We start from the raw sequence: 26,219 nt of genomic DNA on the forward strand, positions 1-26,219 counted from the left end.
GTGATCGGGCGGCGGATTGGATGAGGAGACTATGAAATTTCTGGCCACCCTGTTCTGTATTGTTCTAGCCCTTATCGGATTGGCGCTGATCGGCGGCGGCGCCTGGCTGCTGCGCCTCGGCGGCTCGCCCTATTACGCCATCATCGGGCTTGCCTATCTGGTTGCCGCGCTTCTGCTGTGGCGCCGGAAGACGGCAGGCGGGCTCATCGTCCTGCTGGTCGCCGTTTTCACCCTTCCCTGGGCGCTATGGGAGTCGGGTCTCAATTTCTGGGCGCTGTTTGCCCGCTTGATGTCCCCCATCGCGCTGGCGGGCTTTGCCCTTCTCTTTGCACCATCGCTTTCCCCGGCCGCCAACCGGAAGCTCTTTTATGGCGGCGCCTTGGTGACCGCTCTCATCTTTGTCGCGGGTTTCGGTCTCAGCTTCGTGCCGCATGGGATCATCCGCCCCTCCGCCGACATCACCGCCTATAAAACCGCCAAGGGCGACAACTCTCCCTCCGACTGGCCATCCTATGGCCGCTCCACGGCAGGAGATCGTTATTCCCCATTCGATCAGATCAACCGCGGCAATGTTTCCAAGCTCGATCTCGCCTGGACATATCGCACCGGAAAAGGCGATGGCGCCGATCAGAACACGCCTCTGCAGATCGGCGATACGGTCTACACTTGCACGCCGACAGATGTGATCGCAGCGCTCGATGCAGATACCGGCAAACCCCGCTGGGCTTTCGATCCCAAGGCGACGGCGCCTTATTGGCAACGCTGCCGCGGCCTCGGTTACTACAAGATGCCGACGGAAGCCCAGTCCGCCGATGGTCTTTGCAATGAGCGCCTGGTGCAGACGACGATCGATGCCCGTCTCCTGGAGATCGACAGCAGGACCGGCACGCCCTGCAAGGACTTCGGAGTCAATGGCACCGTGCAGCTTTCCCAGGGCATGGGCGAAGTCAAGACGGGCTATTATTTCCAGACATCGGCGCCGCTGATTGCCCGCAACCTGATCGTCGTCGGAGGCTGGGTCACGGACAATCAGGAGGTCGGCGAACCCTCTGGCGTCATTCGTGCGTTCAACGTCGTCACCGGCGAGCTTGAATGGGCATGGGATCTCGGCAACCCGGAGATCACCAAACTCCCGCCGAAGGGCCAGACTTACACGCGGGCCACGCCCAACATGTGGACGACGGCCGCATTCGACGACAAGCTTGGCCTTATCTATGCACCGCTCGGCAATACCACGCCGGATTATTACGGCGTCAATCGCCCTGCCTTCGCCGATCAATACAATGCGACATTGGTGGCACTCGATGTGACGACGGGTCGGGAAAAATGGAAATTCCAGACCGTGCATCACGACATCTGGGACTATGATCTGCCCGCTCAACCGATCCTGATCGACCTGCCTGACGGCAATGGCGCCACCATGCCTGCTCTGCTGCAGACCACCAAACGCGGGCAGCTTTTTCTCCTCGACCGCCGAACCGGTACGCCGCTTGCCGAAGTTCAGGAGAAGCCGGTGCCGCAGCAAGGCGGCGTGCCGGAAGAGAAACTCTCCCCAACGCAGCCCTACTCCGTCGGCATGCCGACAATCGGTGCGGAGCGCGTGACGGAGCAGACGGCCTGGGGCCTGACGATGTTCGATCAGCTGGCATGTCGCATCGCCTTCCGCAAGATGCGCTATGACGGCGACTTCACCCCGATCGGCACGCAATATGCGATCCAGCAGCCGGGAAATCTGGGTGGCCTCAATTGGGGAAGCGTATCGGTCGATCTGCCCAACAACAGGGTCTTCATGAACGATATCCGCGTCCCCAGTCTCTTCGCACTCATCCCACGCGAGGAGTATGTCGACTTTGCCCTCACCACGACCGCGCACGGCCCCTCCGCCCCCCAGCGCGGTACGCCTTACGCCATGGCCACCGAGATGTGGACATCGAGGCTCCGCGTTCCCTGCACGCAACCGCCCTTCGGCACCGTCACTGCAGTGGATCTGAAGACGCGCAAGATCGCGTGGCAGGTTCCTGCCGGTACAGCCGAAGAACTCGGGCCGTTCAAGATCAAAACCAAACTGCCTATGCCGATGGGCCTGCCGAGCTACGCCGGCACGTCTGCGACCGCCGGCGGCGTCGTCTTCTTCGCTGGCTTCCAGGACTATTATATCCGTGCCTATGATGCCGAGAACGGTGCCGAGCTCTGGAGATACCCCCTGCCGGTCGGCTCGAGCGCAACGCCCATGACCTACGTCTCACCGAAAACAGGCAAGCAATATGTCCTGATATCGGTTGGCGGCGCACCCTATTCGAAAGACGTCGGCGACTACGTCCTTGCCTTCTCTCTAAAAGACGGAGCTTAGCCACAGATATCGCATAAGGTTCACCGACTATCTTCAAGTCTAAGCAACCGGCCACCGGACCGCTTCTTAGCGAAGGCAATCGGATTTGGCGGCGTTGTCGGTCACACTGTGTTACTTTGATCCGACGAGGAATTGGGACTTACGAACGTGACGCGAAAACTGGCGGCGATCCTGGTCGCAGATGTGGTCGGCTACAGCCGCCTCGCCGGTGCGGACGAGGATCGCATCCTGGCGCGGTTGAGAACGCTGCGCAGCGACCTGGTCGATCCAACAATTGCCGTGCACAATGGCCGGGTCGTCAAGCGAACGGGAGACGGAAGCCTCATCGAGTTTCGCAGCGTCGTCGACGCCGTGCGTTGCGCGATCGAAGTGCAGACCGCCATGGTCGAGCGCAATATCGGCGTGCCGTCAGAGCATCGCATCGAGTTCCGGGTCGGGATCCATCTGGGAGATGTGGTCGAGGAAAACGACGGCGACTTGATGGGCGACGGCGTCAACATCGCCGCGCGGTTGGAAGGAATTGCCAAGCCCGGCGCCATCTGTCTTTCCGAAGATGCCTACCGCCAGGTGAAAGCGCGGCTTGATCTTGCCGTCACCGATCTCGGTAAAATTGAGCTCAAGAATATCGCTGAACCGATGCAGGTCTATTCACTTCAGATCGGAACTCCGGAGCCGAACTCGGCACGACAGGTGCGGCCCGCAATCGAAATGCCGTCGGCTCCGGCCGTTCCCGACAAGCCGTCCATCGCCATACTGGCGTTCAACAACATGAGCGGCGATGCCGAACAAGAGTATTTTTCCGACGGTATCAGCGAGGACATCATCACCGATCTCTCCAAGCTGTCCGAACTGCACGTCATCGCCCGCAACTCATCCTTCGTCTACAAGAATGTAACGGCCTCCGTGCCTGCCATGGCCAAGGCGCTCGGCGTCCGCTATGTCCTCGAAGGCAGCGTCCGCAAGGCCGGCAACCGCGTGCGTGTCACCGCCCAATTGATCGACGCCAGCAATGGCGGACATATCTGGGCCAGCCGGTTCGATCGCGACCTCACCGACATTTTCGCGGTTCAGGATGAGCTCACGCAGGAGATCGTGGCCGCGCTCAGGCTGAACCTCACGCATGGTGACCAAGACCGATTAGCCCAAGGGCGCGCACTCAATGTCGACGCTTACGAGTTGTTGTTACGTGGCCGCGAGCAGGCGTCGTCCCACACCCGAACCGGAAACAGAGCCGCCCGCAGCCTGGCGGCCGACGCCATTGCCGTCGATCCGCAATATGCGGCCGCCCAGGCCCTCATTTCCTTCACCCACGTGCTAGACTACGTCAACGCCTGGAGCACCGATCCGGAAGGCTCGCTGCGGATCGGGATGGATCTCGCGCAGAAGGCCGTGGAGATGGCCGAGGAACAGCCCAACGGCCGCTTCGCACTGGGCATGGCTTGCATGTGGAACCGGGAACTGGACCGGGCGCAGGCGGAGGTGCAGCAGGGCCTCGCGCTACAGCCCAACTCCGCCGAGCTCCTGTTGCTGATGGCCCATATCCAGATATTCTCCGGCGATCCCGCCGGCGCCCTGGAAACACTCGATGCATCGATGCGGCTCGATCCGCACCATCCGGAAATTCTCTTCCAATTTCGCGCCGATGCGCACTTTTCTCTCGGCGAGTATGAACAAGCGATTGCAGCCATCGAGCAGCGGCTCCAACAAAACTCTCAGTCGGAGACCGCCTACGCCCTGCTTGCCTCATGCTATGGGCACCTCGACCGGCCGGAGGAGAGCCGGCAGGCCTGGGAAAAGGCACTCAGGATCAATCCTGATTTTTCTGTCGAGCGCCGCCGGCGGGTCCTTCCATTTCGAAACCCCGAGGACTTTGACCGCCGCGTGGAAGGACTTCGTAAGGCAGGACTTACCGGTTCAGATCTTGGTCTATGTTGAGGGGAACTGCTGTCGAGCCGATACGGCGAATAGCACATGTTATGGCGGACGCGCGACAAGCCTCAGGTCACGCCCTCTCCACGGGAGCATGTGACCCGCGAACGTGATGCCACTTCGGGCAACTGTAATGGCAACGGCACGGCACCTGCTGTAAGATATCGGTAAGGGATCGGACACCCGGAAAGAGCTGATATGGAGCGCCGCCTTGCAGCAGTCCTGATTGCGGATGTGGTCGGTTATAGCCGCCTGAGCGAGATCGACGAAGAGGGAACGCGTATCCGCTTCCACACCGACCTCCACGAACTCTTCGAACCGAAGATCGCCACGCATCACGGCCGCCTGATTAAGACCATGGGCGACGGGATTCTGGTTGAGTTCCACAGCGTGGTGGATGCTTTGCGCTGCGCCGTCAAAATCCAGCAACAAAAGGCGGAACGCAATGCGGCCCTGCGGCCCGAGCAGCGAATGCTTTTCCGCATCGGCGTCAATCTCGGCGATGTCATCGTCGAAGGAGAGGACATTCATGGAGACGGCGTCAACATAGCGGCGCGCCTGGAGAGCCTTGCCCAGCCCGGCGGGATTTGCATATCCGGCACCGCATTCGATCACACGGTACACAAGGCTGATGTCGGCTTCTCGGCTCTTGGTGAGCAGCGACTGAAGAACATAGCCGATCCCGTTCGCGTCTATCGTGTTCTGTTAGATCCCTCCGAGGCAGGCAAGGTCGTCGCCTCCCGTCGGCCGCGCCGCCGGGCGGTCGTCCTAGCCACACTTGCAGCACTGTTGATTGCGGCCACTGCGATTGTCCTCGCATGGCAATGGCCATTTGTGCCCCAACGTCCATCTGTCGCGGTGCTTCCTTTCGCCAATTTGAGTAGCGACGCCGGCCAGGATTATTTCACCGATGGCATTACAGACAGCCTGATTGCCGATCTGACCATGCTTTCGGACCTTGACGTCATCGGTCATAATTCGGTGTTTGCATACAAAGGCAAGCCTCTCGTTTTGGCCGACATCGGACGCGATCTCGGCGTGCGTTTTATCGTTGAGGGCAGCGTGCAACGGATAGGCGATCAAATCCGCGTCAATGCACAGCTGAGCGATGCCGCAAGCGGTGACCACTTGTGGGCTAACCGATTTAATCGCGCCGCGGCAGATGTCATGGCTGTGCAGGATGAGCTCAGCCGGCAGATTGCCGAAGCGCTCGGCCTGAAACTCACTCAATCCGAGGCGGAACGGATTACCCGTCCGCCGACCGCCAATCTCGAGGCATACGACTACTACCTTCGTGCTGAGCAGGCGACGCGCACCGGCCGCCGTTCCCGGCTGCTCGAGGCACTGGCGCTCTTTGACAAGGCGGAGGCGCTCGACCCCGGTTTTGCAGAGGCCTTCGCGGCCGACGCGCATGCGACCGCTTATGTCTGGCGAAGCGCGTACGACGACGTTCTGCAGAGCGCGTTGGCGCGAAAAAGAGCCTACGAGAAGGCAAGCCGCGCGCTGGCTCTCGACCCGGTTCTATCATCGCCATACGCTGTTCTTGCCGTCATGCAAGTCGTCGACCGCCGCTACGAGCAGGCGGTCGCCTCGGCGCAGCAGGCAGTATCGCTTGGGCCTGCCGATGCCGAAGCTCATATGGCGTTGGCATACGTTCAACTGTTCTCCGGAAATCATGCCGAAGCCGGCGCGGCCGTCGAGACGGCGCTCAGGCACGATCCGAACCTCTCCGCCATCAACCGATATACGGCCGGCCTGGTGTTTTATTTGCAGCGCGACTACACGAAGGCCATCGACAGCTTCGAACGCGCGCGCGATGGTTCTCCGGGAAATGGCGATTTCGTTACCCCACTCGCTATGGCCTATGCCCGTGCCGGTCGCCTCGATGACGCTCGTGCAACTGTCGCCGAAGGAATTCGCTTTGTGGCTGGACGCGATTCCCTGGCGGGCTGGCGTATCAGCAATGCCCATTTCCGCAACGAGCAGGATTTGGTGTTTATCCTCGATGCCCTGCGCGAGGCCGGCCTGCCGGAATGGCCGTTCGGTTTCAAGGGCAATGAGCAGGATCGGCTGCACGGTGAAGAAATCGCAAGCACCGTCATCGGTAAACTCCTCCGGGGCAAGACCGAGCCCTCAGGAAGCCCTGCACTCATGCAAATCGAACGCGACGGCAAGGCGGCCTTCCGCTCGGCGACGCAGATGATCACCGGAACGGTTTTCGTCAATGGCGACATGCTTTGCGAGCAGAGTGAAAACGCATTTGGACGAGCCGATTGCGGCCCGGTCTACAGACCTGCAAACTCGCCCGCAGAAACCAGCTATGCTTACGTGAACTCCACCAAGGTCTTCTATTTTTCGCCCGTCAAATAGCCGCGGTCAGTGATACTGATCCCGTTCGAGATCGGCGGCGACCTTCGGCCAGTTGCTGTCGGCTTTCGGCACTGCCTCGGCCACATGAGCGGCAAACCCCTCGGCCGATCCCTTGTCGTAGATTAGGTAAAGCTTGCCGTCGATGATCTTGAACGCTTCCGGATCGACGTTGATCGTCACCGACCCCAGAGCCACCTCGCCCGCGCAGTAACCGCCATACTGAGGCGCATATTTGATCGGCTCGCTGATGAACATTTCGCGGTGTTTGGCATTGGCGAAAAGCCACGGCGTCCCCAGCCATTCGTGGGAGAATTCCTCGGAGCCTTTCACCGCTTTGCCTTCGGTGAAATAGGCGACGGGGTCGTATCCCATGATCGCCACGCCGCCGAAGTAGCCCGTGTTTACCGAGTCGTCGGCGAAAGCCCGCGATCCACCGACAGCTGCCAAAGCCAGAAGGATCACCGCCATAGAATGCCCAATTCCTCGCGCACCGCTTATGGTCCCCGCATACATCTGCGCCTCCTATTCAATCATGAATTTCCATGCACTTCGCGTATTCTTTTTCGCCAATGCGGCTGGCCGGAGGGCAAGGCGCGCCATGCCGCTTGAAAAGCCGCACGATGTCGGTGTTGCCCTTCCAGATCGCTCGCGTGATTGGCGTGTAGCCATGAACCTCCGCATGACCGACGTCAGCCCCCTCAGCGAGAAGAAACGTGGCGAGAGCGACGTGGTTTTCCTCACCGGCGACCATCAGCGGCGTCACACCCGCTTTGTTGGCCGCATCGTCGAGCGTCGCGCCGTGGTGGAGAAGCAGTTTGCTGATCGGCAAGCTGCCGGAAAAGGCCGCGGCATGAAGCGGCGTAAAGCCGCCTGAATTCCGAGCCATGACGTCGGCGCCTTTGCCGATCAGCAATTCAGCTATGGGAAGCTGGGCTCCGAGCGCGGCGTTAATGAGAGGTGTTGCCTGATCGCGTGTCCGGCTGTCGACATCGGCACCGGTAGCCAGAACCTGCTCGACGACGGCGGTGTTGCCGGTGGCAACGGCATCGAACAAGGGGCTCCCCGCAGCGGCCACCGTCGCTGTGAAAATCAACGTCACCGATGCAAGCAGCCCACGCATGGCTCAGCCCCCGAAGGTTGCCAAGGAAAATAGCACAAGCCGCGGGTTTTGGGTAGGCACCGAGGATCGCAGGAGGTTGAATTCCCCTGCATCAAGCTGTCGGCAACGCGCCATCCTGACAGGATGCAAAATCTATCGCGACCACCGGGCTATGATGTCGTCGGTATTTGCCAACGCCTTGCGGACTGCATTGCGCGCCATGTTCGGCCGCTGCAGTCGAATGTTTTTCTCAATATTTTCGTGAAGTTTCAGCGCGTACCGCAAGTTGTCTTCCTCCCGCGTTACATGGGCGAAGAGGTGGTTCAGCGCCGATTCGATCAATACGCCGAGCGGTACCAACAGATCATTTCCCGAGGCGCGCAAGATCGCGATGTGAAATCGCGCATCGGATTCTGTTCGCTGCTGGAGCGATGTCGCCTGATCCATATCGTGCAGGGCCTGACTGATCGCGGTCATCTGCTCGTCAGTTCGGCGCTCCGCAGCAAGCGCAGTCGCTTCCGGCTCGATCATATGCCTGAGTTCTTGCACGGCCCTCAGAAAGGATTCGCGATCAGGAGATGCCGCATACCAGCCCAAGACATCTCGATCCAGCAGGTTCCAACGTTCCTTGGGTTCGACCCAACTGCCGATTTTCGGGCGGGAAGAAAGCAGGCCCTTGGCCATCAGCATTTTGATCGCTTCGCGCACCGCCGATCGGCTGACGTCAAAGACTTCCGACCATTTTGCCTCATTTGGCAGGATTGTGCCCGGCGGATAGTCGCCGCGCACGATTCGCAGACCGATCTCGCCTGCCAAAGACACATGAACACTCGCCCCAGTCATGCGGGGAGAATTTGGGCGCCTTGTGGTGGTCGAGCGGTCAACCATCTCCACCTCGACCGTAGCCGTTGGCTTTCCCGATTTTTTGTCAGGCATTTATTTCTACTGCCTCAGCATTCTTTCGACTGTCTGCACGTATGATCAAAACAATCGTAATAACGAGGAAGTCGCCTGCGATTGACGCCGGCACAAAGCGCGGAATTCAGGGCGCGTCAAGCCCAGCGGATCTCTCGATCCGTCTCGTGGGGCAGTTCGGCGCACCCTTGAACCGGGTGCGCCAAACCGTGAAACCTACTTTTGAATGCAGGTATCGACTGTATCCTTCGTGCACTCATCGAGCCCGGTGAAGACCGGATCTTCAACCGGCTTGCCGGCAATCAGATCCATCATCACCGACGGTGCCTTGTAGCCCATCTCGAATGGCCGCTGGCCGACGAGCGCTGTCACCAGCCCTTCCTTCGCAATGGCGACCTCGTCGCCGATCGTATCGGCGGCACCAATGACGAAATCGTTGCTGGCGATCTTGTCGGCCAGCGGCTTGAACAGGTCGCGATAGGGTTGCGGTGCACCGAACAATGGCCAGCCACCCATAATGCCGAATGCGTCCAAGTCGGGATTGGCCGCGAGGATATCGGTCATTGCCTGAACGCCCTTGGCACCGTCGTCATTGGTGAACACCGGGCAACCGGCGACCTCGGTCCAGCCACCCTCGCCTTTCAGCTCGGTCAAGCCTTTCTGGCCAGTAAGCGTGTCGCGCATTCCTTGTGCGCGGCGTAGAATATTGTCCGCTCCCGGATTGCCTTCGATGGTGCAGATCTTGCCGCCCTTCGGCTTGCCCTTCTTGATGTATTCGCCGATGCGGGCGCCCATCAGATAGTTGTCGGTGCCGAGATAGGTCTTGCGCAACGCTGCATCCTCGGCGGCGAGATCGGCATCGAGCGTCATCACCGGAACCGTCGGATTGGCCGTCTTCAGGGTCTGGGCGATCAGCTTTGCATTTGACGGCGAGATTGCGATTGCAGCCGTGTCCGCCTTGCCCAACATATCCTGAACGATCTGCGCTTCGCCGGCTTCATCGGATGTCGATGCCGGACCGGTGTAGAAGCATTCGTATTCCGCCGTGGGGTTCTCCTTGTTCCATTTCTGGCAACCTTGATTGATTGCTTCGAAGAACGGATTGTCGAGGCCTTTGACGACGATGACGAGTTGCTTCTTGGCCAAGGCCTGCCCGGCGGTCAGTGCTAAAACTGCGGCTGTAAGTAGTAATGCCTTCCTCATAGTTTCCTCCCTTGAAACAGACGGACACCGCGTGCCCGCCACACGAAATCAACCCGGATACCAGACGATGCGAGGCTCCTCCTTCGAACGCTCGTATTGCCAGGCCGAGTCGATAAGCATTTCGAGATCGTAGTTTGGCTGCCAATCCAGCAGGTATTTGGCCTTGCTGTTGTCCATCCAATTCGAATGGAAGCGGCTCGGTATGTCGACAGAGCCGAGATTGCGCGTGCGCAAGAGATAGGCGGCGACTTCAGCATAGTCGACGGGTCGATCCATGCAGATATTAAAGAGCTGCCGCTCCGCCAGGGGGTTGTCGATCGCTGCCAATATTGCCGACACAAGGTCGTCGACATGGACGAAATTGCGTTTCAGTGCACGTCCGTCGGCATCCAAGAGCAGCGGCACCGTACCCATCGCCGCATAGCGTCCTGCCGCGTCTTCAGGAACGAGCGTCTTCCAGTCCGGGCCGCCAAAGACGTCGTCTCCAAAAGACAGCGAATACTTGAAATCGTCCTTTTCCATGATCCAGGGTGCGCGTAGACAACAGCCATTGAGGCCATACTGAATGCCAAACTGCTCCAGCATCACCTCTTCCAGGACTTTGGACAGCGCATAGCTTCCCGGATAGGCACAATGGCGGGCGTTCTCGGTGATCGGGCCGTCGTGGCGATAGTGGAAATGTCCCACACCCGCATCACCACCGATCAGGATGAACTGGCGTGCCGTGACGCTCGCACGGAACTCCTCGAGCAGCCAAAAGAGACCTTTGACCGTGACATCCATGATGTCTTCAGGCGTTTCCTTGCATGTGGCGAGATGCACGACATGGGTAACGTCATCCAGCGCCTTTGCCACGACATCGCGATCGGCGATCGAGCCTTGGAAGACCTCGACACGGTCGGTCGCCTCGTACAAACGATTATGACAAAGCGCACGAATACGGGCTTTGGAAAATCTCGGATCGTCAAGCAGCCCAGCAATGAAGCGCCGCCCGACCTTGCCCGTCGCACCGGTCACAAGGATCAGCATGCTCTTTCTCCCCCATTGATAGCTAATATCCGGGCGCCACCTTCGTCAAATGATATTTGTCTGACAAAACAGATTTTTGCGACAATAAGGTCAATAGCCGGGACAATGAGTTGACGCTGTCGCAGGGTTTTGCGTAAATGCTCCCGATCGCTTTTCCTGGGAGGATACTGGAAAAGAGAACTCGCCGGAGCCTTGCCTCGAAGACAAGCAGGGTTTGGTGTGATGGATAGCCCGCAGGTTTTGGGAGGCGAGGAGGCTGGTGGCGGTTCTTGAGCTCAGCAATATTTCCAAACATTTCGGTGCCATCCAGGCAGTCAACGATGTTTCGTTTTCACTCGAAGCGGGGCAGGTTGTCGGCCTCATGGGCGACAACGGGGCTGGCAAGTCCACACTGGTGAAGATGATCGCCGGCAACTTCCGGCCGAGCCATGGAACCATGCGGCTCGACGGCGCCGATCTCGTGCTTCATCGGCCGAAGGAAGCGCGCCAGCATGGCATCGAGATCGTTCACCAGGACTTGGCGCTCTGCAACAATCTGACGGCGGCAGCGAACGTGTTCCTGGGACGAGAATTGCGCCGCGGCGTATGGCCTCTTCGCATCCTCGACCACAAGGCCATGTACAAGCGCGCCGGCGAGATATTTCGCGAGCTCAAATCCGAGACGCGGGCGCGCGATCTCGTCAAGCAAATGTCAGGTGGCCAGCGGCAAGCGGTCGCGATCGGCCGCACGATGCTGTCGGAAGCAAAAATCGTATTGATGGACGAGCCGACCGCAGCCATTTCCGTGCGCCAGGTCGCTGAGGTTCTGAATCTGATCCGCCAATTGCGGGACCGGGGCATTGTCGTTGTCCTGATCAGCCACCGCATGCCCGACGTCTTTTCGGTCGCCGACCGTGTGATCGTGATGCGGCGAGGCAGAAAAGTAGCCGACAAGCAGATTGCGGCAAGTTCGCCGGAGGAAGTAACGGGACTGATCACCGGCGCCATCGAACAGGTGTGATCGATGCTATCCGTTGCAACAGGAAGGAAGAAGGTCGACGATGGCGATTACACTTGACCAAACGATCGGACAGAAGCAACGGAGCTGGCTTGCAACGATCATGAGCGGCCAGACATTCTGGGTGCTGATTGCAGTCATTCTAGCCTGCATTTTTCTGTCGATGGCAACGGACTCCTTTGCGACGGCGAAGAACATCTACAACATCACCCGCAACGTCACCTTCGTCGCAATTATCGCGCTGGGCATGACGCTGGTCATCATCACCGGCGGCATCGATTTGTCCGTCGGCTCCGTACTTTGCCTGTGCAGCATGGTGCTGGCGGTCGTCATGCATGCGGGATACAGTATTGAAGTCGGCATCGCCGCCTCGATCGGTACGGCTCTTTTGGTCGGCGCTTTCAACGGCGTCTTGATTGCCTATCTCGGCTTCCCCCCTTTCGTCGTCACGCTCGGCATGTTGTCGATTGCGCGCAGCCTTGCGATGGTTGCATCCAACAACACTGTGGTTTTTGAATTCGGACCTGATCACGACAAACTATTGGCGCTGGGTGGCGGCGCCTGGGTTTTTGGCATCGCCAATCCAGTGCTTTACATGGTCGTGCTGGCACTCATTACCGGTTTCGTGCTGCGCTGGACCAAGTTCGGTCGCTATGTCTTTGCGATCGGCGGCAATGAGCACGCCGCGACACTGACAGGCGTTCCCGTGCCGAGGATCAAGGTCATCGTCTATATGATTTCTGCCCTGTCGGCGGGGGTTGCCGGCATCATTCAGACCGGCTGGCTCGGCGCCGTCACCACAAACATCGGCGCCGGGATGGAACTTCAGGTCATTGCCGCCGCGGTTATCGGCGGCGCCAATCTGGCGGGCGGCGTCGGCACCGCCTTTGGAGCCTTGGTCGGCGCCGCACTCATCGAGGTCATCCGTAACAGTCTTGGTTTGCTCGGCATCAACGCGTTCTGGCAAGGTTGCTTTATCGGTGGCGCAATCGTGCTCGCCGTCCTTTTCGACCGACTTCGCAACTTACGACAGGGCGAGTAGACGAACCCGGCTCTTAAGAGATTTCCGCGGCTCGTGCGCGCCAAGAGCGGCCGTACGTTCAAGCAGTCCGACCTCGTTCGGTCTGCTTTATTGTCTGCCCGTTGCCCTTGAAAAAGTGCACCTTCGAGACATCGGCGGTGAGCCCTATTTGGATTCCCGCCTTCGTGTCATGACCGTCGTGCAGGACGAGGCAATCGTGCCCGTCCGGCAGCTTGACGTGGAGCAGCGTTACTGCCCCGGTATATTCACAAAGCCCGACGGTTCCGCGTAGCGTCCCGTCTCGAGGTTCCACGACCGTCAGATGCTCCGGCCTTATCCCGATGGTCTCGGCGGCGGCATCCATTGCCGTTGCGCCTGTCAGCAAAGGCGCGATATCTGCAGGCAGCAGATTCATTTTTGGGCTTCCGATGAACTGCGCCACGAAGGTATTTGCCGGCCGCTCGTATAGGTCCCGGGGGGAGCCGACCTGCTCGACGCGGCCGTCGCGCAGAACGACGATCTTGTCGGCGAGCGTCATCGCTTCGATCTGGTCGTGCGTTACATAGATCATCGTCGTGGAGAGCCGCTTGTGCAGCGCGGCGATTTCAGAGCGCATGTGCACGCGCAATTCTGCATCGAGGTTCGACAGCGGTTCGTCGAACAGGAAGACATCGGGATTTCCGACGATGGCCCGGCCGATCGCGACGCGTTGCCGCTGACCGCCGGAAAGCTCGCGGGGGTAGCGATCGAGCAATGCTTCGAGCTTCAGCGTGGCGCTTGCTTCATCGACGCGCTTCTGACGCTCCTGTGCCGGAACTTTGCGGACCTTCAGCCCGAAACCCATATTGTCCCGGACGGTCAGGTGCGGATAGAGGGCATAGGATTGGAAGACCATGGCAACACCGCGTTTCGAAGCCGGCACTTCGTTGACCACCCGGCCGCCAATCGCAAGCTCACCGCCGCTGAGATATTCCAGCCCCGAAATCAGCCGCAGCAAGGTGGACTTGCCGCAACCCGACGGACCGACGAATACGACGAACTCGCCCGGATCGATCCTGAGATCGACGCCGCGGATGACCTCGACGGCGCCGAAGCGTTTTTCGATGCCTTTAAGCGATACACTGCTCATGAACGAAAATTCCTCATCCCTTCACGCCTGATAGCGCAAAACTTTCGATGATCTGCCGCTGGGCGATCAGATAGACGATCAGGATCGGCACCACTGCAAGACTTGTAGCGGCAAGCTGCAGGTTCCACAGCGGCAAGCCGTAGCTGTCGTTGAAGTTCGACAAGGCCAAAGGCAGTGTGAACATGTCGAGCGAGCTCAGAAAGATCAGCGGCTCCAGGAACAGGTTCCATGAGAACAGAAAGGTGATGATGGAAACCGCAGCCAGGGCCGGACGCGCCATCGGCAGCGCTATCTTCCACCAGACGCCGAAGCGTGAGAGGCCGTCCATCTTGCCGGCTTCTTCCAACTCCTTGGGCAGGGCCAGGAAATACTGGCGCATCAGAAACGTTGCCATCACCCCATGAGGGCCGAAGGTGGGCAGCAGGATCAGCGGCCAGTGAGTATCCACCAAACCAAACCAGCGCATGAGGAAGAAGTTCGGAATGATCGTCACTTCCTCCGGCACCATGAGCGCCGAGATTAGAAAAAGCATCAGCAGCCCGGCACCGGCAAACCGCATACGCGCCAGCGCATAACCGGCCAGAGACGAGATGATGAGGGTGAGCGCCGTCACCACGATCGCGATGTAAAGCGAGTTGAAATACTGCCGCGCGAACGGCTGGTATGTGAACACTTCGACGAAATTCTGCCAGCGCCAAACGCGCGGAATAAGCGTCGGTGCACCGAATATCTCGGTCACGCTCTTGAAGCCGGCAGATACCATCCAAACGAATGGGAAAACAAAAGGAATGGCGGCGATCAAGAGTGCGATCGTCCAGCAGGCGCGGTAGAGGATCTGGATTTGGCGCTGGGTCACTCCGATCCCTTTCTCCGCAGCATCACCTGCACCAGGGTCAGCGCCATGATCATCACGAACATGATCATCGCGAGCGCCGAGGCATAGCCGACATTGAAGAACTTGAAGCCCTGCTGGTAGATGTAGAAGGCAAGCACCAATGTGCCGTTTTCCGGGCCGCCACCGGTCATCTGGTATATGTGATCGAAGACCTTGAAAGAGCCGATCGTCGTGATGACCATGATGACCAGCGTGGTCGGCGCCAGCAACGGCCAGGTGATCATGCTGAAAATCTGCCGGCGTGAGGCGCCCTCCAGACGCGCTGCCTCTTCATAGTCCCGCGGGATTGCCTGCAGCGCCGCAATATAGAGGATCATGTTGAGGCCGACCATTTTGATGACGCGGGTGACGATGACCGCTGCCATCGCCCAGCTCGGTTCACGCAGCCAGTTTGGGCCGGTGATCCCGACCAGCGCCAGTACCTGGTTGATGAAACCGCCTTCTCCCTGCAGCAGAAATTTCCAGACGATCGCCCAGGCGATGGCCGAGGTGATGACGGGAGCGAAAAACACCGTGCGAAAGAACACGACCCCGAAGAACGGCCGGGAAAGGGCGAGCGCCAAAGCGAGCGCGAGCGCCATGTTGAGCGGCACGAGACCGATCGCGAAAATAACCGAATTGCGTACCACCAGCCAAAAGTCAGGGTTTTCGAAGAGCGCATTCTGAAAATTGGCAAGGCCTACGAAGGTGGCCTGCTGGCTGAGCAGGTTCCATTCGGTCATTGAATAATAGACCACTGCGCAGAGCGGACCGAGGAAGAAGATGAGGAAACCGATGAGGGTGGGGCTGACAAACAGCCACGCCTCCATCATCTCTCTCATCTTCAACGTCAGCCAGGTCTTTTGGCCGGTTCGAATGGAGTTATGAACGGTATCGGCCATCTTCGTTCTGATCAAAGCAGCGGTTGGATTGCCGCGCAGATGCCCTTGATGGCGGCATCGACATCGGCATCCGGCTTCCACAAGGCATCGACGCGAGGCGCCATGGCGGCAAGGATCTGTGGCGCTTTTTCGTTAGCCGAAACCACCCGGCCCTTTTCTATGGCGGCAGCCACATTCTTCATCATCTCGGGCGGCACGAGCTTGTTGCCGTTGATGAATGCATCGGCCTGCAGAACGCTCTTGCGGGCGGGCGGGAAGAACTGCGCCATGGTGGCGACGTTTTCCTTGTTGGTCATATGCGCCACGAATTCCGCGGCGATTTCCGTATTCTTGCCTTGGGCGAACACAACAAGACCGGCCTGGCCGATAACGGGTGACTCACCACCTGGGCCGGTGGGCAACGGTGCGATGCCCCACTTGAAGCCGGCTTCCGCCATCTTCGAAGCGCGGGAAATCTGGTTGACCGTCATCGCCGAATTGCCGGAAAAGTAATCGCCCTGTTCGCCCGGCGGAACGATGGACTTGTCCTTGAAGACCATGTCATGCAGCTGCTTGACCGCCTTGACCGCTTCGGGCTTGTCGAAGCCGCATTCCTTGTTCGACCAGATATCGCCACCATAGGCGCGGATTGGCGGCAGAAGGGCATGGGTCATGCGAGAGGCATAGCCTTCCCCATCCTTGAACTCGAAGCCCCATTTGCCGGGATTGGTTTCCGCGAGCTTCTTGGAGACTTCCTGGAACTTGTCCATGTTCCATTCGCCCTTGGTGGCGAGCGTCAGCGGATCTTCGAGCCCGGCTTTGTCGAACATGTCCTTGTTGTAGTAGATCATGAAAGGCGAGGTGGAGAACGGAATGCCGTAGACCGTTTCATCCTTCTGCCAGAGGCCCATGGCCGGCTTCGAAAAATCGTCGAAATCATAGCCTTCCGCCGCCTTGAGCGTCGGGCCGAGATCCATCAGAAGATTGGCGTTTTCGAAAGCCGGAGCGGCATCCTCCATCATCCAGGCTATGTCGGGAGCATTGCCGCCGGCGATCTGGAAGGTCAGTTTCTGCGTGTAGTCGCTGACCGGCACGGTCTCGAACTTCACGTTCACATCGGGGTGTGTGGCTTTGAAGCTCTCCGCAATGCCATTCAGCATCTTCAGATGCGCCTCGCTCCCGGTCCAGACCGTCATGCGGAGATCCGTCGCGAAGACGGCAGACGTCGATATGCACAATGTCAACGCGGATGCTGCGATACCTGCTAATGCGGCCTTCATGGTTTCCTCCCTTTTTGGTCGTCGGCAATCAGCCTTCACCGACTGAATGCAAACGGCATTCGCCTGGAATTTGGCTGCAAGCTGCGGCGGATGGTTCCGCCGCATGATCTCGAAAACCTTGCCGCAGGCCGCTCACCCGGCAGCGTGCGGAAGGTTCCCGGGCGCGTCTCCGATCGACCATCCTCCGTCGACCGGGATATTTGCACCCGTAACGTAGCTGGCAGCATCGCTGCACAAAAAAACAAACGCCCCAACCAGGTCCTGCGGCTGGCCCGGCCTGCCCATAGGGATCTTGGCGGCTACCGCTTTGCGGAACGCCGGGTCGCCGTAGCGCGCGGCATTGGCTTCGATCTCGATCGCACCCGGCGAAACCACATTCAGCGTGACGCCGCGATGGCCGGTTTCGCGCGCAATCGACCTGATCGCGGTCAACTGCGCCGCCTTGAGCGACGCATAAACAACCGTTTCCGCCCGCGGCCGCACCGCCATGATACTGCCTGTGGCGACGACCCTGCCCCAGCCCCGCTCGGCCATCGGTGGAACCAGCTTTGCCGTCAGCGTCAGCAGCGCCGAAAAATTCGATGCCACATGGGCGTTGACATGCGCCTCATCCAATTCCTGCCAGGGCCGCCGATGTTCGATGGCGGCATTGGCAATGAGGATATCGATCGGGCCGTATGTTCCCAGCACTTCATCGGCAAAAGCCCGCGTCGCACGCCCGTCGGTGAAGTCTGCTTCCAGTACCGGCGCTGTGCCGCCGGTCGCCCGGGCCACCTCACGCGCACCCGTCTCATTGCCGAAATGATGCAGGATCAGTTCCGCTCCATGCTCCGCAAGGCCAAGCGCAACAGCCCGGCCGATGCCGGAACTGCCACCGGTTACCAGCACGCGCCGGCCTTTCAGTGAGAAGCGCGCGGCGCTCATCGCTCGGCATCTTTCAACTTGTCGGCCACCTCGAGCGAGGCAATGTCGGCAGCTTCGAAATGCTCCCGGATTTTTTGCTCGGCGAGATCGGCATCACCAACTGCAATTGCATCGTAGATCGCCTGATGCCGGTCAATCGTTGCCCGCCAGTCAGCGTCGCTGCGATTGGCGCGACGTGAAAACAATTCCGACACCTCGCGCTGCACGGAACGCATGCTCTCCATGTGCACGCGGATCATGTAATTACCCGTCGTCACGGCAAGGCCAAGGTGAAACAGGATATCGGCGGCGGTAAAGCCGGAAGGCTCCTGCACGGAAGCCAGCATGCCCGCCAAGCCCTGCCGCATGATATCCAGACCTTCCGGATCGCGACGTTCGGCAGCGAGCCGGGCAATTCCCGTCTCGACGACGCGGCGCATTTCATTGGCTTCGCGCAGCCGCTTGAGACTGGAACGCACCGCGTAGCCGTAGATTTTGTCCATCGAGTCGCCGCTCAGCGCCTTGGCGCGGGCAACCTTGCCTTGTTGGGTGAAGATCAGCCCGGCTGCCGTCAGCTGGCGAAGCGCCTCGCGGGCGATCGGCTTCGAGACACCGAACTCCCTGGCGATCTCCCCTTCGGGCGGCAACGGCTCGCCAGGCGAGATGCGTCCATCAAAGAGTGCGGCGGCAATCGCATCGGACACCCCATCCGCCAACCGCGAAGGGTTGGGCGGCTTGGCGGTGAAAACGGGTTTCCTTTCGGGAATTTCAGTCATCTCGGTCCTCATATTCACAAAGCTAACATGCAGTTTCCAACTTAGCAACTAGGTTTATCAGTTGCCAAGTCGCCAACATCTAGCTAGGAATAACAGACACGCCCCAAAGCAGCGAGCAAAACCAAGAGCAGCGAGCAAAACATTGGGAACGAAAGAGCCGATGGATTCTGTGCAACGTTCGACCGGACAGGCGATCCTCATTTCAGATGTCGTCGCCCATCCGCTCAGCCAGACGCTGCCCAAACCGACCGTCACGTCCTGGGGCACCTATCACAAGGTCTCGATGGTTCTCGTCGAGGTGCGCACCGATGCCGGCATCGTCGGCGTCGGGGAGGTTTTGGCCCGGTTTTCGCCCAAGGCTTATGCGGAACTGATCGAAACCTCGTTAAAACCACGGCTGATCGGACAGGACGCACGCAATATCGGCGCGCTCTGGCAATCCATGCGGCGCTCGCTGTCAGGCCGCGCCGGCGGCATGCTGATCGAGGCGATCGCTGGCGTCGATATTGCGCTGTGGGACATCATGGGCAAGGCCGCCGGCATGCCGATCGCCAAGCTGCTTGGCGGCATCGGCCGGGAAGCGATCGAGGTCTATGCCGCCGCCGTAAACTGGGTCGACGATGCTGAGGCGGATCGGGAACTGGAGCGCTATATCGGCGAGGGATTCCCGCGCATCAAAGTCAAGATGGCCAATCCCGTCAGGGAAGCCTGCCGGCGCATCGAACGGCTGCGCAAGCGCGCCGGCGACGATATCGAACTCTGTGTCGATGCCAACTGGGCCTATGATCTGGACCAGGCGATCGAAGTCGGCAGGGCGCTTTCGGCCAACGGCTACTTCTGGTTCGAGGAGCCGCTGGCGCCGGAAAACGAGCAAGGCTACGTAGAACTTCGCAAACGCTGCGACGTGCCGCTCGCAGCCGGAGAGAGCAACTTTACCGCCGATCAGGCGCAGCGTCTCGTCGCCAACCGAACCCTTTCAATTCTGCAGCCGGATGTCGCGCGTGCCGGCGGCATATCCGAAACACGGCGTATGGCCGACTATGCCGCCCTGCACGATGTGGGCTACGCCCCGCATATCGGCATGTCCGGCATTATCTGCGAGACGGCCAGCGCGCATCTGGCGGCCGCCCTTCCGAATTTCCGGGTGATGGAATGCGAATGCGATCTTAGCCCCTTCAAGCGCGACCTGGCCGATCTGGCGCCCGGCTGCCTACGCCAGAAGAATGGCCGGCTCGACGTGCCGACACGGCCGGGTCTCGGCATCGAAATCGATTGGGGCGCCGTCAAACGGCTCCGCATACAGTGAGGTCAACGCCATAATGACGACATCAGTCCCCTCTTCCACAGCCGACATGATGGAAGCCATGAGGCTCGCCATGCTTCGCGCAGATCCGGCGCTCAGCCGTTTCGATCCTCTGCCGCGCATCCTGTCCTTTGACGATTTTTCGCGCGGGCATTGCGGCTGGTCACAGTTGGTCGGCAATTACGAGGACAGCCTCGACGTCATGCTGCCCGGCTTTGCCCAGCACTCGAGCGCCATGCTCTCAACGCTCGGGCATTGGGATGCAGGATCCCACGGCGGTATGGATTCGTCCTATGCGCTGAAAATCGCCACAAAGGCGAAACCCGGTGCGCAGAACGTTGCAATCAAGCGCCATACCTTCCGCAAGCGCGGGCCGATCCGCTTCGAGATTTTCTTCACGTTCAAGCCGGAGGCGACGGAACTGAAACTATCGGAAACCGACGTGCGATCGATCGGCTTCCTGTTCGACCTGCAATGCGGTGATCGCGACGGAGACGGCGAGCGGGTTATGCCACATCTGCGCTTTCTCAACGCACTCGACGGCAAGCACCTGCAGAAATGGCAGTACAAACGTGAGACCACGTCCTTCACCGCCATCGGCCGGGAAGACAAGACCGTTAGCCACTATCACCTGGCGCCTGAAGGCTGGCTGGACTTGCCGGATGGTGAACAACGGCTCTGCTACAACGAGATCCCGACGAAGGTGAACTGGAGCTATATGCGCTTCGATTTCGACCTCGCCTCCATGAAGGCGACCGGCTTGCAGTGCAACGACCGGAATTTCGATGTGTCCGGCTTCGAGTCGATCCGGATTCCGGCGATGAAAAACCTCTGGTGCATGCTGAACTTCTGCCTGTTCGCCGAGACGGATGTCGCCAAGCGTGCCTTTCTCTACGTCGATTCCATCTGCATTTCAGGGGATTTTTGATGCTTCCCGAAAACATCACGGCGGTGATAACCCGCAATGAGCGCTGGAGCGGTGACGCCGCGAGCGAACCCTATGAGGCCGGCTGGGCGCATGAAGCCGTGTTCTTTATTCGAGCATTGAAGCCTCCCGTCGGCACTGTACCCAAGGGCTGGGTGGAGATCTCGCCTGACGGCATGCACTGGGTTCGCGAAGGAACGGAATTCGCCATGCCGGGCGAACAGGACGGCGTTGCCGTGGCCCGGCTCAACGCCTTCGGCAATTGGCTGCGCGTTGCAACCCGCTTTGCCGATGGCGCCGAATGCACCGTGCTGGTGACCCTTCATCTGAAGGCCTGACTTGAGAAAACACGGGTATATAGCTTCCGCGCTTTCTCCTTCCGTCAGCCAAGATAGGCGCCCTGGGCCAGAAGTTCCCTGCGCAAATCCGCGTAGTCGACATGCCGGGGGCTTGCCCTGTTGCCGACCGAAAGTGCCGCGGCAACACCGGCCGCCTGGCCGAGCGCAAAACAGGGCGGCATGACGCGAATGGCGCTGAGCGCCTCATGCGTCGCCGAGACCGCGCGGCCGGACACCAGCAGGCCCTCATGAACGCGTGGCAGCATGACGCGGTAAGGTATCTGGTAGATATTGGCGGCATCGAGCCCCGCGCCACCGGTCCCACCGCCCGAGCCTGTGGGGTCGTGAATATCGAGCGGATAGCCGCACAACGCCACGACATCTTCGAAGGCGCGGCCGGAATGCAAATCTTGCAGCGTCAGTTCGTAGGCGCCATCGATCCGTCGGGTTTCCCGCACGCCGATCTGGGTTGCCGTGTCCCGCAGTTCCACCTGTTCGAAGCCGGGCAGATTGTCGCGGAAGAAATCGAGCAGCGCCACTGTCTGCTCGCGGCCTTCAACCTCGGCAAGCGAGAGCTCAAGGGAGTCAGCCCCATTGCGGCGCAACACGCGGCCGGTATTGATGCGCCAGACGCCCGGTTCCATGGTCTTGTAGAGGCCGATGCCGCGGCGAGGCGCGGGAAAGCGGCCTTCTGCCGTCGCCTTGGCGACGATCGAGGCGAAAGGCCGAAAGTCCTGCGGATGCGCGCGGATGTAATCCTCCACCACCTGGTCATCGACGTTCTGCACGCGGAAGAACAATGTTTGCGGCTGGGAAAGGCCGTCGCTTTCCCGCCCCTGACGGGTATGGACGCCGGCATAATGGGCGACATCGCCATCAGCCGAGCAATCGACGACGACCTTCGCACGAGCGCTCCTCAGCCCGCCCTTGCCGGCGCAAACAACCCCGAGCACCCGGGGATTGTCCGCATCATGGTCATCGACGATGGCATCCACGACCATGGTGTGCAGCAACAATTCCACTCCTGCCTCGACGCACATACGCTGCGCCGCGACCTTCGCCGCCTCAGGCTGGAAAGGGGTCACCTTGTCATGGCCGTAGACGATGAAGCCGCAATAGGCCGAACCTGCCGGGATGGTACTCGGATGCAGCGCGCCGCCGAGCGCCATCATCCGCTGAACGAATTCTTCGTAGATGCCGCGGATCAGTTGCTGGCTGCCATCGAGCGAATAGGAGGTCATGCAGGGGCCGACGAGGCCCGCCGTGAGATTGCCGCCGAGGAAGCCGTAGCGCTCCACAAGACGTACCCGCACGCCAAGACGTGCCGCCGCGACCGCGGCCGATAATCCCGATGGTCCGCCCCCGATGACGAGCACATCGACATCATCGAGTTCGGGAATATCGGCCGAATAGGCATAACGGCGGGCTGTCTGCTGCATACGTTTATCCCCTCCCCGTCTAGCGGAACATCGATCCGCCATCGACATCGAGCGCGGCGCCGTAGGTAAAGCTGGCTGCATCCGAGCACAGGAACATGATTGCCGCCGCCATGTCCTCCGGCCGCCCCATGCGCCGCATCGGCAGATTGCCGGCAATACGGTCCTTCAGCGACTGGTCGATATGAGAGTGCATCGGGGAATCCGTCGGCCCGGGGTTCAGCGCATTAATGCGGATCTTCTTGCCCGCAAGTTCCCGCGCCACCGATTTGACCATCGACAGGGTCCCGGCCTTCGATGCCGCATAGGCGGTATCGGCAATCAGCCCGCCGCCGCCATGCACGCCGGCATCCGAGGCGATGCAGACGATGTTGCCGCCATCGGGGTTGTCGAGCATGCGTTTGACTGCGCCCTGCACGACGAAGAAGCTGCCGAGCAGATTGACGTCGAGCACGCGGTGCCAATGCGCCCGATCCTGCTCGAATATACGCTTGGCCGTGATGATCGCCGCACATGTCACGACGTTGTCAAGGCGCGCGAGATTGGCGTCGCAATAATCGAAAGCCCTATCGATGCTTTCCTGATTGCTGACATCCACCGTCACGGTATGGACAGCCGTGCCGTCATTGCGCAGCTCCGCACCGTAGCGCTTCAACCCCGCCTCATCACGATCGGCCATGACGACTTCCGCGCCCTTGCTGGCGAAGGCCCTTGCAGTTTCAAGACCCATCCCGCTCGCTGCGCCCGTGATTAAGACCGTTCGGCCCGCAAAACTATCGTCGGAAAAAGTAGCATAAGTCCCAGGCATCGTCGCAGCGTCCTTCATTAAGGGCAGCCCAAACAACCAGTCAGCAGGCCCGCCTCTCTATCGTTAGCAACGTAGCAACTATGTTATATAGTTGTAAAGTGCGATGTGGAGGCGGTATGCTATCTGGCAGTAGTATCCCGACCAGAAAGGCGCCGTGGATCGAACGGGCAAGCTCTGACGAAAGTTGCCGGAAGGTGGCCGAATTTGCTGTAGCAGTTCCAACGTCAAATCTTGGGTCGGCAGCGCCATTCGGCAAAAACAACAAAGCCCCGGCCGTTTTACGGTCCGGGGCTTTTGCGTATTATTTTTATGGAATTTGGTTTCGGTTTGAGGCTTTGCCCCGTTGGGTCTTAAACAGTTCAGTGGACTGTTTTATCGGGCGGGCCCGATCGACCGCTCACCCTTCAGGTTATGGTGAGCTCTGCGAACGAGGAGCTACCATCGCCAGGGAAAGCGAAGCTTTTCCGCCAGCGATAAGAAGGTAGATGCTGATCTTTAAAAGGAAGGATTTGGTTTCGGGGGCAGGCTTTGTAGTTTTCTGTCCCGCTGCGTCGGCTTTGCCTTCTTGCGGGCCCCTGATTAGGCATTAAACCCTCGACCCGTTACCAAACAAAAAGCCGCCCTGAAGGCGGCTATTTGTTTGGTTGCGGGGGCAGGATTTGAACCTGCGGCCTTCAGGTTATGGTCCGCAGGACGAGGAGCTACCGTCGCCAGCGAAGATGAAGTCTTCGCGCCAGCGATATTGCTCTCTTCTGGCAACACAAAAAGCCCCTGCATGGCAGGGGCTTGGGAGTATCTAAGGGAAGGATTGGTTGCGGGGGCAGGATTTGAACCTGCGGCCTTCAGGTTATGAGCCTGACGAGCTACCGGGCTGCTCCACCCCGCGCCAGAGCAAATCATTGAGATTTGCTGATGTATTGTAACACAAAAGGCCGCTTGTGAGCGGCCCTTTTTGTTCGGCATGGGCCGCAGAGTTTGTGATGAGAAGATTGTTTTACATCAGTTGCGTTTTGCAGACCTGGCAGCGACCTACTCTCCCGCGTCTTAAGACGAAGTACCATGGGCGCAGGGGCGTTTCACGGCCGTGTTCGGAAAGGGAACGGGTGCAGCCACCCCGCCATAACCACCAGGTCGGCAAAGCGCAACTATATGTTTTGAGAAGCTGGTGAAGTGCTATGACTTCGTTTTTGAACACGTTTTAGAGCTCCAACCGGACGAACACTTCGTGTTCGCCGGGACCGGGCAAAGGCTGGCGCCTTCGCCTTGTCAGGACGACCGCTTTGCGGTCGCCTTGAGATGAGCATAGTCAATGAGAACGATCAAGCCAATCGAGCTATTAGTACCGGTAAGCTTCATGCGTTGCCGCACTTCCACACCCGGCCTATCAACGTGGTCGTCTTCCACGGCTCTGATAGGGAATACTCGTTTTCAGGTGGGTTTCCCGCTTAGATGCCTTCAGCGGTTATCCCGTCCATATGTAGCTACCCTGCTATGCCCTTGGCAGGACAACAGGTCCACCAGAGATATGTCCATCCCGGTCCTCTCGTACTAGGGACAGATCCTGTCAATATTCCTACACCCACGGCAGATAGGGACCGAACTGTCTCACGACGTTCTGAACCCAGCTCACGTACCGCTTTAATTGGCGAACAGCCAAACCCTTGGGACCTGCTCCAGCCCCAGGATGCGATGAGCCGACATCGAGGTGCCAAACAACCCCGTCGATATGGACTCTTGGGGGTCATCAGCCTGTTATCCCCGGCGTACCTTTTATCCGTTGAGCGATGGCCCTTCCACGCGGGACCACCGGATCACTATGACCGACTTTCGTCTCTGCTCGACTTGTCAGTCTCGCAGTCAGGCGGGCTTATGCCATTGCACTCGACGACCGATTTCCGACCGGTCTGAGCCCACCATCGCGCGCCTCCGTTACTCTTTCGGAGGCGACCGCCCCAGTCAAACTACCCACCATACACTGTCCCGGACCCGGATGACGGGCCGCGGTTAGACATCCATGACGATAAGGGTGGTATTTCAAGGATGGCTCCACGGAAACTGGCGTCCCCGCTTCAAAGCCTACCACCTATCCTACACATGCCGACACGAATGCCAGTGTAAAGCTATAGTAAAGGTGCACGGGGTCTTTCCGTCTGACCGCAGGAACCCCGCATCTTCACGGGGAATTCAATTTCACTGAGTCTATGTTGGAGACAGCGGGGAAGTCGTTACGCCATTCGTGCAGGTCGGAACTTACCCGACAAGGAATTTCGCTACCTTAGGACCGTTATAGTTACGGCCGCCGTTTACTGGGGCTTCGATTCAAAGCTTGCACCTCTCCTCTTAACCTTCCAGCACCGGGCAGGCGTCAGACCCTATACGTCGTCTTGCGACTTCGCAGAGCCCTGTGTTTTTGATAAACAGTCGCTACCCCCTGGTCTGTGCCACCCCATAATAGTTGCCTACCATGGGGTCACGCTTCTTCCGAAGTTACGCGTGCAATTTGCCGAGTTCCTTCAACATAGTTCTCTCAAGCGCCTTGGTATACTCTACCTGACCACCTGTGTCGGTTTCGGGTACGGTCTATACGGTGGAGCTATTTCCTGGAACCGCTCCGCTGCCCATCCAATCCAATAAGAATGAACAACTTGTGCAA

Annotated in this window: 21 protein-coding genes, 1 tRNA gene and 2 rRNA genes (1 of these 24 cut by a window edge); 8 read left to right on the forward strand and 16 right to left on the reverse strand. The window is 59.4% G+C overall.

Annotation, left to right across the window (positions count from 1 at the left end):
• Window positions 1-31: 31 nt before the first annotated feature.
• The 3 genes from AC2444_RS17260 (at window position 32) to AC2444_RS17270 (ending at window position 6,649) form a co-directional block, all read left to right on the forward strand.
• Window positions 32-2,350, forward strand: coding sequence for a membrane-bound PQQ-dependent dehydrogenase, glucose/quinate/shikimate family (locus tag AC2444_RS17260; RefSeq protein WP_012758777.1), 2,319 nt, complete (start codon window positions 32-34; stop codon window positions 2,348-2,350).
• 147 nt (window positions 2,351-2,497) lie between these two features.
• Window positions 2,498-4,285 carry an adenylate/guanylate cyclase domain-containing protein gene (locus AC2444_RS17265; protein ID WP_012758778.1) on the forward strand — a complete coding sequence of 596 codons (1,788 nt, stop codon included), beginning with the start codon at window positions 2,498-2,500 and terminating at the stop codon, window positions 4,283-4,285.
• A gap of 192 nt (window positions 4,286-4,477) precedes the next feature.
• Window positions 4,478-6,649: an adenylate/guanylate cyclase domain-containing protein gene (locus AC2444_RS17270; RefSeq protein ID WP_012758779.1), complete on the forward strand. Its 2,172-nt coding sequence runs from the start codon at window positions 4,478-4,480 to the stop codon at window positions 6,647-6,649.
• 6 nt (window positions 6,650-6,655) lie between these two features.
• On the opposite strand, the gene AC2444_RS17275 is transcribed toward AC2444_RS17270, so the two are convergent.
• The 5 genes from AC2444_RS17275 to AC2444_RS17295 form a co-directional block, all read right to left on the reverse strand.
• Entirely contained in the window at window positions 6,656-7,162 is a 507-nt protein-coding gene (locus tag AC2444_RS17275) for a YHS domain-containing (seleno)protein (RefSeq protein WP_012758780.1), read from the reverse strand.
• A 13-nt stretch (window positions 7,163-7,175) separates the two neighbouring features.
• Window positions 7,176-7,769 carry an ankyrin repeat domain-containing protein gene (locus AC2444_RS17280; RefSeq protein WP_012758781.1) on the reverse strand — a complete coding sequence of 198 codons (594 nt, stop codon included), beginning with the start codon at window positions 7,767-7,769 and terminating at the stop codon, window positions 7,176-7,178.
• 132 nt (window positions 7,770-7,901) lie between these two features.
• On the reverse strand, window positions 7,902-8,684 hold the full coding sequence (locus AC2444_RS17285; protein ID WP_041935569.1) for a FadR/GntR family transcriptional regulator: 783 nt from the start codon (window positions 8,682-8,684) through the stop codon (window positions 7,902-7,904).
• Between the two features lie 195 nt (window positions 8,685-8,879).
• The gene (locus AC2444_RS17290) at window positions 8,880-9,866 is read right to left on the reverse strand and encodes a substrate-binding domain-containing protein (RefSeq protein ID WP_012758783.1); all 987 of its coding nucleotides are present in this window, start codon (window positions 9,864-9,866) and stop codon (window positions 8,880-8,882) included.
• Window positions 9,867-9,914: 48 nt separating this feature from the next.
• Window positions 9,915-10,895: an NAD-dependent epimerase/dehydratase family protein gene (locus tag AC2444_RS17295; protein WP_012758784.1), complete on the reverse strand. Its 981-nt coding sequence runs from the start codon at window positions 10,893-10,895 to the stop codon at window positions 9,915-9,917.
• 259 nt (window positions 10,896-11,154) lie between these two features.
• On the opposite strand from AC2444_RS17295, the gene AC2444_RS17300 reads away from it, so the two are divergent.
• Window positions 11,155-11,895: an ATP-binding cassette domain-containing protein gene (locus tag AC2444_RS17300; protein ID WP_012758785.1), complete on the forward strand. Its 741-nt coding sequence runs from the start codon at window positions 11,155-11,157 to the stop codon at window positions 11,893-11,895.
• A gap of 40 nt (window positions 11,896-11,935) precedes the next feature.
• Window positions 11,936-12,934: an ABC transporter permease gene (locus tag AC2444_RS17305; RefSeq protein ID WP_003542537.1), complete on the forward strand. Its 999-nt coding sequence runs from the start codon at window positions 11,936-11,938 to the stop codon at window positions 12,932-12,934.
• Between the two features lie 58 nt (window positions 12,935-12,992).
• On the opposite strand, the gene AC2444_RS17310 is transcribed toward AC2444_RS17305, so the two are convergent.
• From AC2444_RS17310 to AC2444_RS17335, 6 genes are all read right to left on the reverse strand, one after another.
• Window positions 12,993-14,042 (reverse strand): ABC transporter ATP-binding protein, encoded by a 1,050-nt coding sequence (locus AC2444_RS17310; RefSeq protein WP_012758786.1) that lies wholly within the window; start codon window positions 14,040-14,042, stop codon window positions 12,993-12,995.
• Between the two features lie 13 nt (window positions 14,043-14,055).
• Window positions 14,056-14,898: a carbohydrate ABC transporter permease gene (locus tag AC2444_RS17315; RefSeq protein ID WP_012758787.1), complete on the reverse strand. Its 843-nt coding sequence runs from the start codon at window positions 14,896-14,898 to the stop codon at window positions 14,056-14,058.
• Entirely contained in the window at window positions 14,895-15,818 is a 924-nt protein-coding gene (locus AC2444_RS17320) for a carbohydrate ABC transporter permease (protein ID WP_012758788.1), read from the reverse strand. The genes AC2444_RS17315 and AC2444_RS17320 overlap by 4 nt, the downstream gene beginning before the upstream one ends.
• A gap of 11 nt (window positions 15,819-15,829) precedes the next feature.
• Window positions 15,830-17,077, reverse strand: coding sequence for an ABC transporter substrate-binding protein (locus tag AC2444_RS17325; protein ID WP_012758789.1), 1,248 nt, complete (start codon window positions 17,075-17,077; stop codon window positions 15,830-15,832).
• A gap of 132 nt (window positions 17,078-17,209) precedes the next feature.
• Window positions 17,210-18,001 (reverse strand): SDR family NAD(P)-dependent oxidoreductase, encoded by a 792-nt coding sequence (locus AC2444_RS17330; protein WP_012758790.1) that lies wholly within the window; start codon window positions 17,999-18,001, stop codon window positions 17,210-17,212.
• Window positions 17,998-18,756: a FadR/GntR family transcriptional regulator gene (locus AC2444_RS17335; RefSeq protein WP_012758791.1), complete on the reverse strand. Its 759-nt coding sequence runs from the start codon at window positions 18,754-18,756 to the stop codon at window positions 17,998-18,000. The genes AC2444_RS17330 and AC2444_RS17335 overlap by 4 nt, the downstream gene beginning before the upstream one ends.
• Window positions 18,757-18,916: 160 nt before the next feature.
• Between AC2444_RS17335 and AC2444_RS17340 the strand changes: the two genes are divergently transcribed.
• From AC2444_RS17340 to AC2444_RS17350, 3 genes are read left to right on the forward strand one after another with little or no spacing between them, the layout of a single operon-like run.
• Entirely contained in the window at window positions 18,917-20,062 is a 1,146-nt protein-coding gene (locus tag AC2444_RS17340; RefSeq protein WP_012758792.1) for a mandelate racemase/muconate lactonizing enzyme family protein, read from the forward strand.
• 58 nt (window positions 20,063-20,120) lie between these two features.
• The gene (locus AC2444_RS17345; RefSeq protein WP_017995038.1) at window positions 20,121-20,987 is read left to right on the forward strand and encodes a DUF6772 family protein; all 867 of its coding nucleotides are present in this window, start codon (window positions 20,121-20,123) and stop codon (window positions 20,985-20,987) included.
• A complete protein-coding gene (locus tag AC2444_RS17350; RefSeq protein WP_012758794.1) occupies window positions 20,987-21,322 on the forward strand; it encodes a hypothetical protein in 336 nt (111 codons plus the stop codon). The genes AC2444_RS17345 and AC2444_RS17350 overlap by 1 nt, the downstream gene beginning before the upstream one ends.
• Window positions 21,323-21,366: 44 nt before the next feature.
• Here AC2444_RS17350 and AC2444_RS17355 read toward each other — a convergent pair whose 3' ends face one another.
• The 5 genes from AC2444_RS17355 to AC2444_RS17375 all read right to left on the reverse strand — a co-directional run.
• Entirely contained in the window at window positions 21,367-22,761 is a 1,395-nt protein-coding gene (locus tag AC2444_RS17355) for an FAD-dependent oxidoreductase (protein ID WP_012758795.1), read from the reverse strand.
• 19 nt (window positions 22,762-22,780) lie between these two features.
• A complete protein-coding gene (locus tag AC2444_RS17360) occupies window positions 22,781-23,584 on the reverse strand; it encodes an SDR family NAD(P)-dependent oxidoreductase (protein ID WP_026157462.1) in 804 nt (267 codons plus the stop codon).
• A gap of 791 nt (window positions 23,585-24,375) precedes the next feature.
• Window positions 24,376-24,452: transfer RNA gene (locus AC2444_RS17365), tRNA-Met, on the reverse strand.
• A 130-nt stretch (window positions 24,453-24,582) separates the two neighbouring features.
• A 5S ribosomal RNA gene (gene rrf, locus AC2444_RS17370) occupies window positions 24,583-24,697 on the reverse strand.
• 184 nt (window positions 24,698-24,881) lie between these two features.
• Window positions 24,882-26,219 (reverse strand): 23S ribosomal RNA (locus tag AC2444_RS17375) (it continues 1,566 nt past the right edge of the window).

It is taken from the genome of Rhizobium sp. WSM1328, from assembly GCF_057653715.1.

What these genes read in the sequence shown, in the direction of transcription:
- AC2444_RS17330 (WP_012758790.1), bottom strand. Translation starts at nt 18,001, where the DNA reads ATGAGCGCCGCGCGCTTCTCACTGAAAGGCCGGCGCGTGCTGGTAACC.
- AC2444_RS17290 (WP_012758783.1), bottom strand. Translation starts at nt 9,866, where the DNA reads ATGAGGAAGGCATTACTACTTACAGCCGCAGTTTTAGCACTGACCGCC.
- AC2444_RS17275 (WP_012758780.1), bottom strand. Translation starts at nt 7,162, where the DNA reads ATGTATGCGGGGACCATAAGCGGTGCGCGAGGAATTGGGCATTCTATG.
- AC2444_RS17285 (WP_041935569.1), bottom strand. Translation starts at nt 8,684, where the DNA reads ATGCCTGACAAAAAATCGGGAAAGCCAACGGCTACGGTCGAGGTGGAG.
- AC2444_RS17305 (WP_003542537.1), top strand. Translation starts at nt 11,936, where the DNA reads ATGGCGATTACACTTGACCAAACGATCGGACAGAAGCAACGGAGCTGG.
- AC2444_RS17270 (WP_012758779.1), top strand. Translation starts at nt 4,478, where the DNA reads ATGGAGCGCCGCCTTGCAGCAGTCCTGATTGCGGATGTGGTCGGTTAT.
- AC2444_RS17295 (WP_012758784.1), bottom strand. Translation starts at nt 10,895, where the DNA reads ATGCTGATCCTTGTGACCGGTGCGACGGGCAAGGTCGGGCGGCGCTTC.
- AC2444_RS17340 (WP_012758792.1), top strand. Translation starts at nt 18,917, where the DNA reads ATGGATTCTGTGCAACGTTCGACCGGACAGGCGATCCTCATTTCAGAT.
- AC2444_RS17320 (WP_012758788.1), bottom strand. Translation starts at nt 15,818, where the DNA reads ATGGCCGATACCGTTCATAACTCCATTCGAACCGGCCAAAAGACCTGG.
- AC2444_RS17335 (WP_012758791.1), bottom strand. Translation starts at nt 18,756, where the DNA reads ATGACTGAAATTCCCGAAAGGAAACCCGTTTTCACCGCCAAGCCGCCC.
- AC2444_RS17345 (WP_017995038.1), top strand. Translation starts at nt 20,121, where the DNA reads ATGAGGCTCGCCATGCTTCGCGCAGATCCGGCGCTCAGCCGTTTCGAT.
- AC2444_RS17260 (WP_012758777.1), top strand. Translation starts at nt 32, where the DNA reads ATGAAATTTCTGGCCACCCTGTTCTGTATTGTTCTAGCCCTTATCGGA.
- AC2444_RS17360 (WP_026157462.1), bottom strand. Translation starts at nt 23,584, where the DNA reads ATGAAGGACGCTGCGACGATGCCTGGGACTTATGCTACTTTTTCCGAC.
- AC2444_RS17325 (WP_012758789.1), bottom strand. Translation starts at nt 17,077, where the DNA reads ATGAAGGCCGCATTAGCAGGTATCGCAGCATCCGCGTTGACATTGTGC.
- AC2444_RS17350 (WP_012758794.1), top strand. Translation starts at nt 20,987, where the DNA reads ATGCTTCCCGAAAACATCACGGCGGTGATAACCCGCAATGAGCGCTGG.
- AC2444_RS17310 (WP_012758786.1), bottom strand. Translation starts at nt 14,042, where the DNA reads ATGAGCAGTGTATCGCTTAAAGGCATCGAAAAACGCTTCGGCGCCGTC.
- AC2444_RS17355 (WP_012758795.1), bottom strand. Translation starts at nt 22,761, where the DNA reads ATGCAGCAGACAGCCCGCCGTTATGCCTATTCGGCCGATATTCCCGAA.
- AC2444_RS17280 (WP_012758781.1), bottom strand. Translation starts at nt 7,769, where the DNA reads ATGCGTGGGCTGCTTGCATCGGTGACGTTGATTTTCACAGCGACGGTG.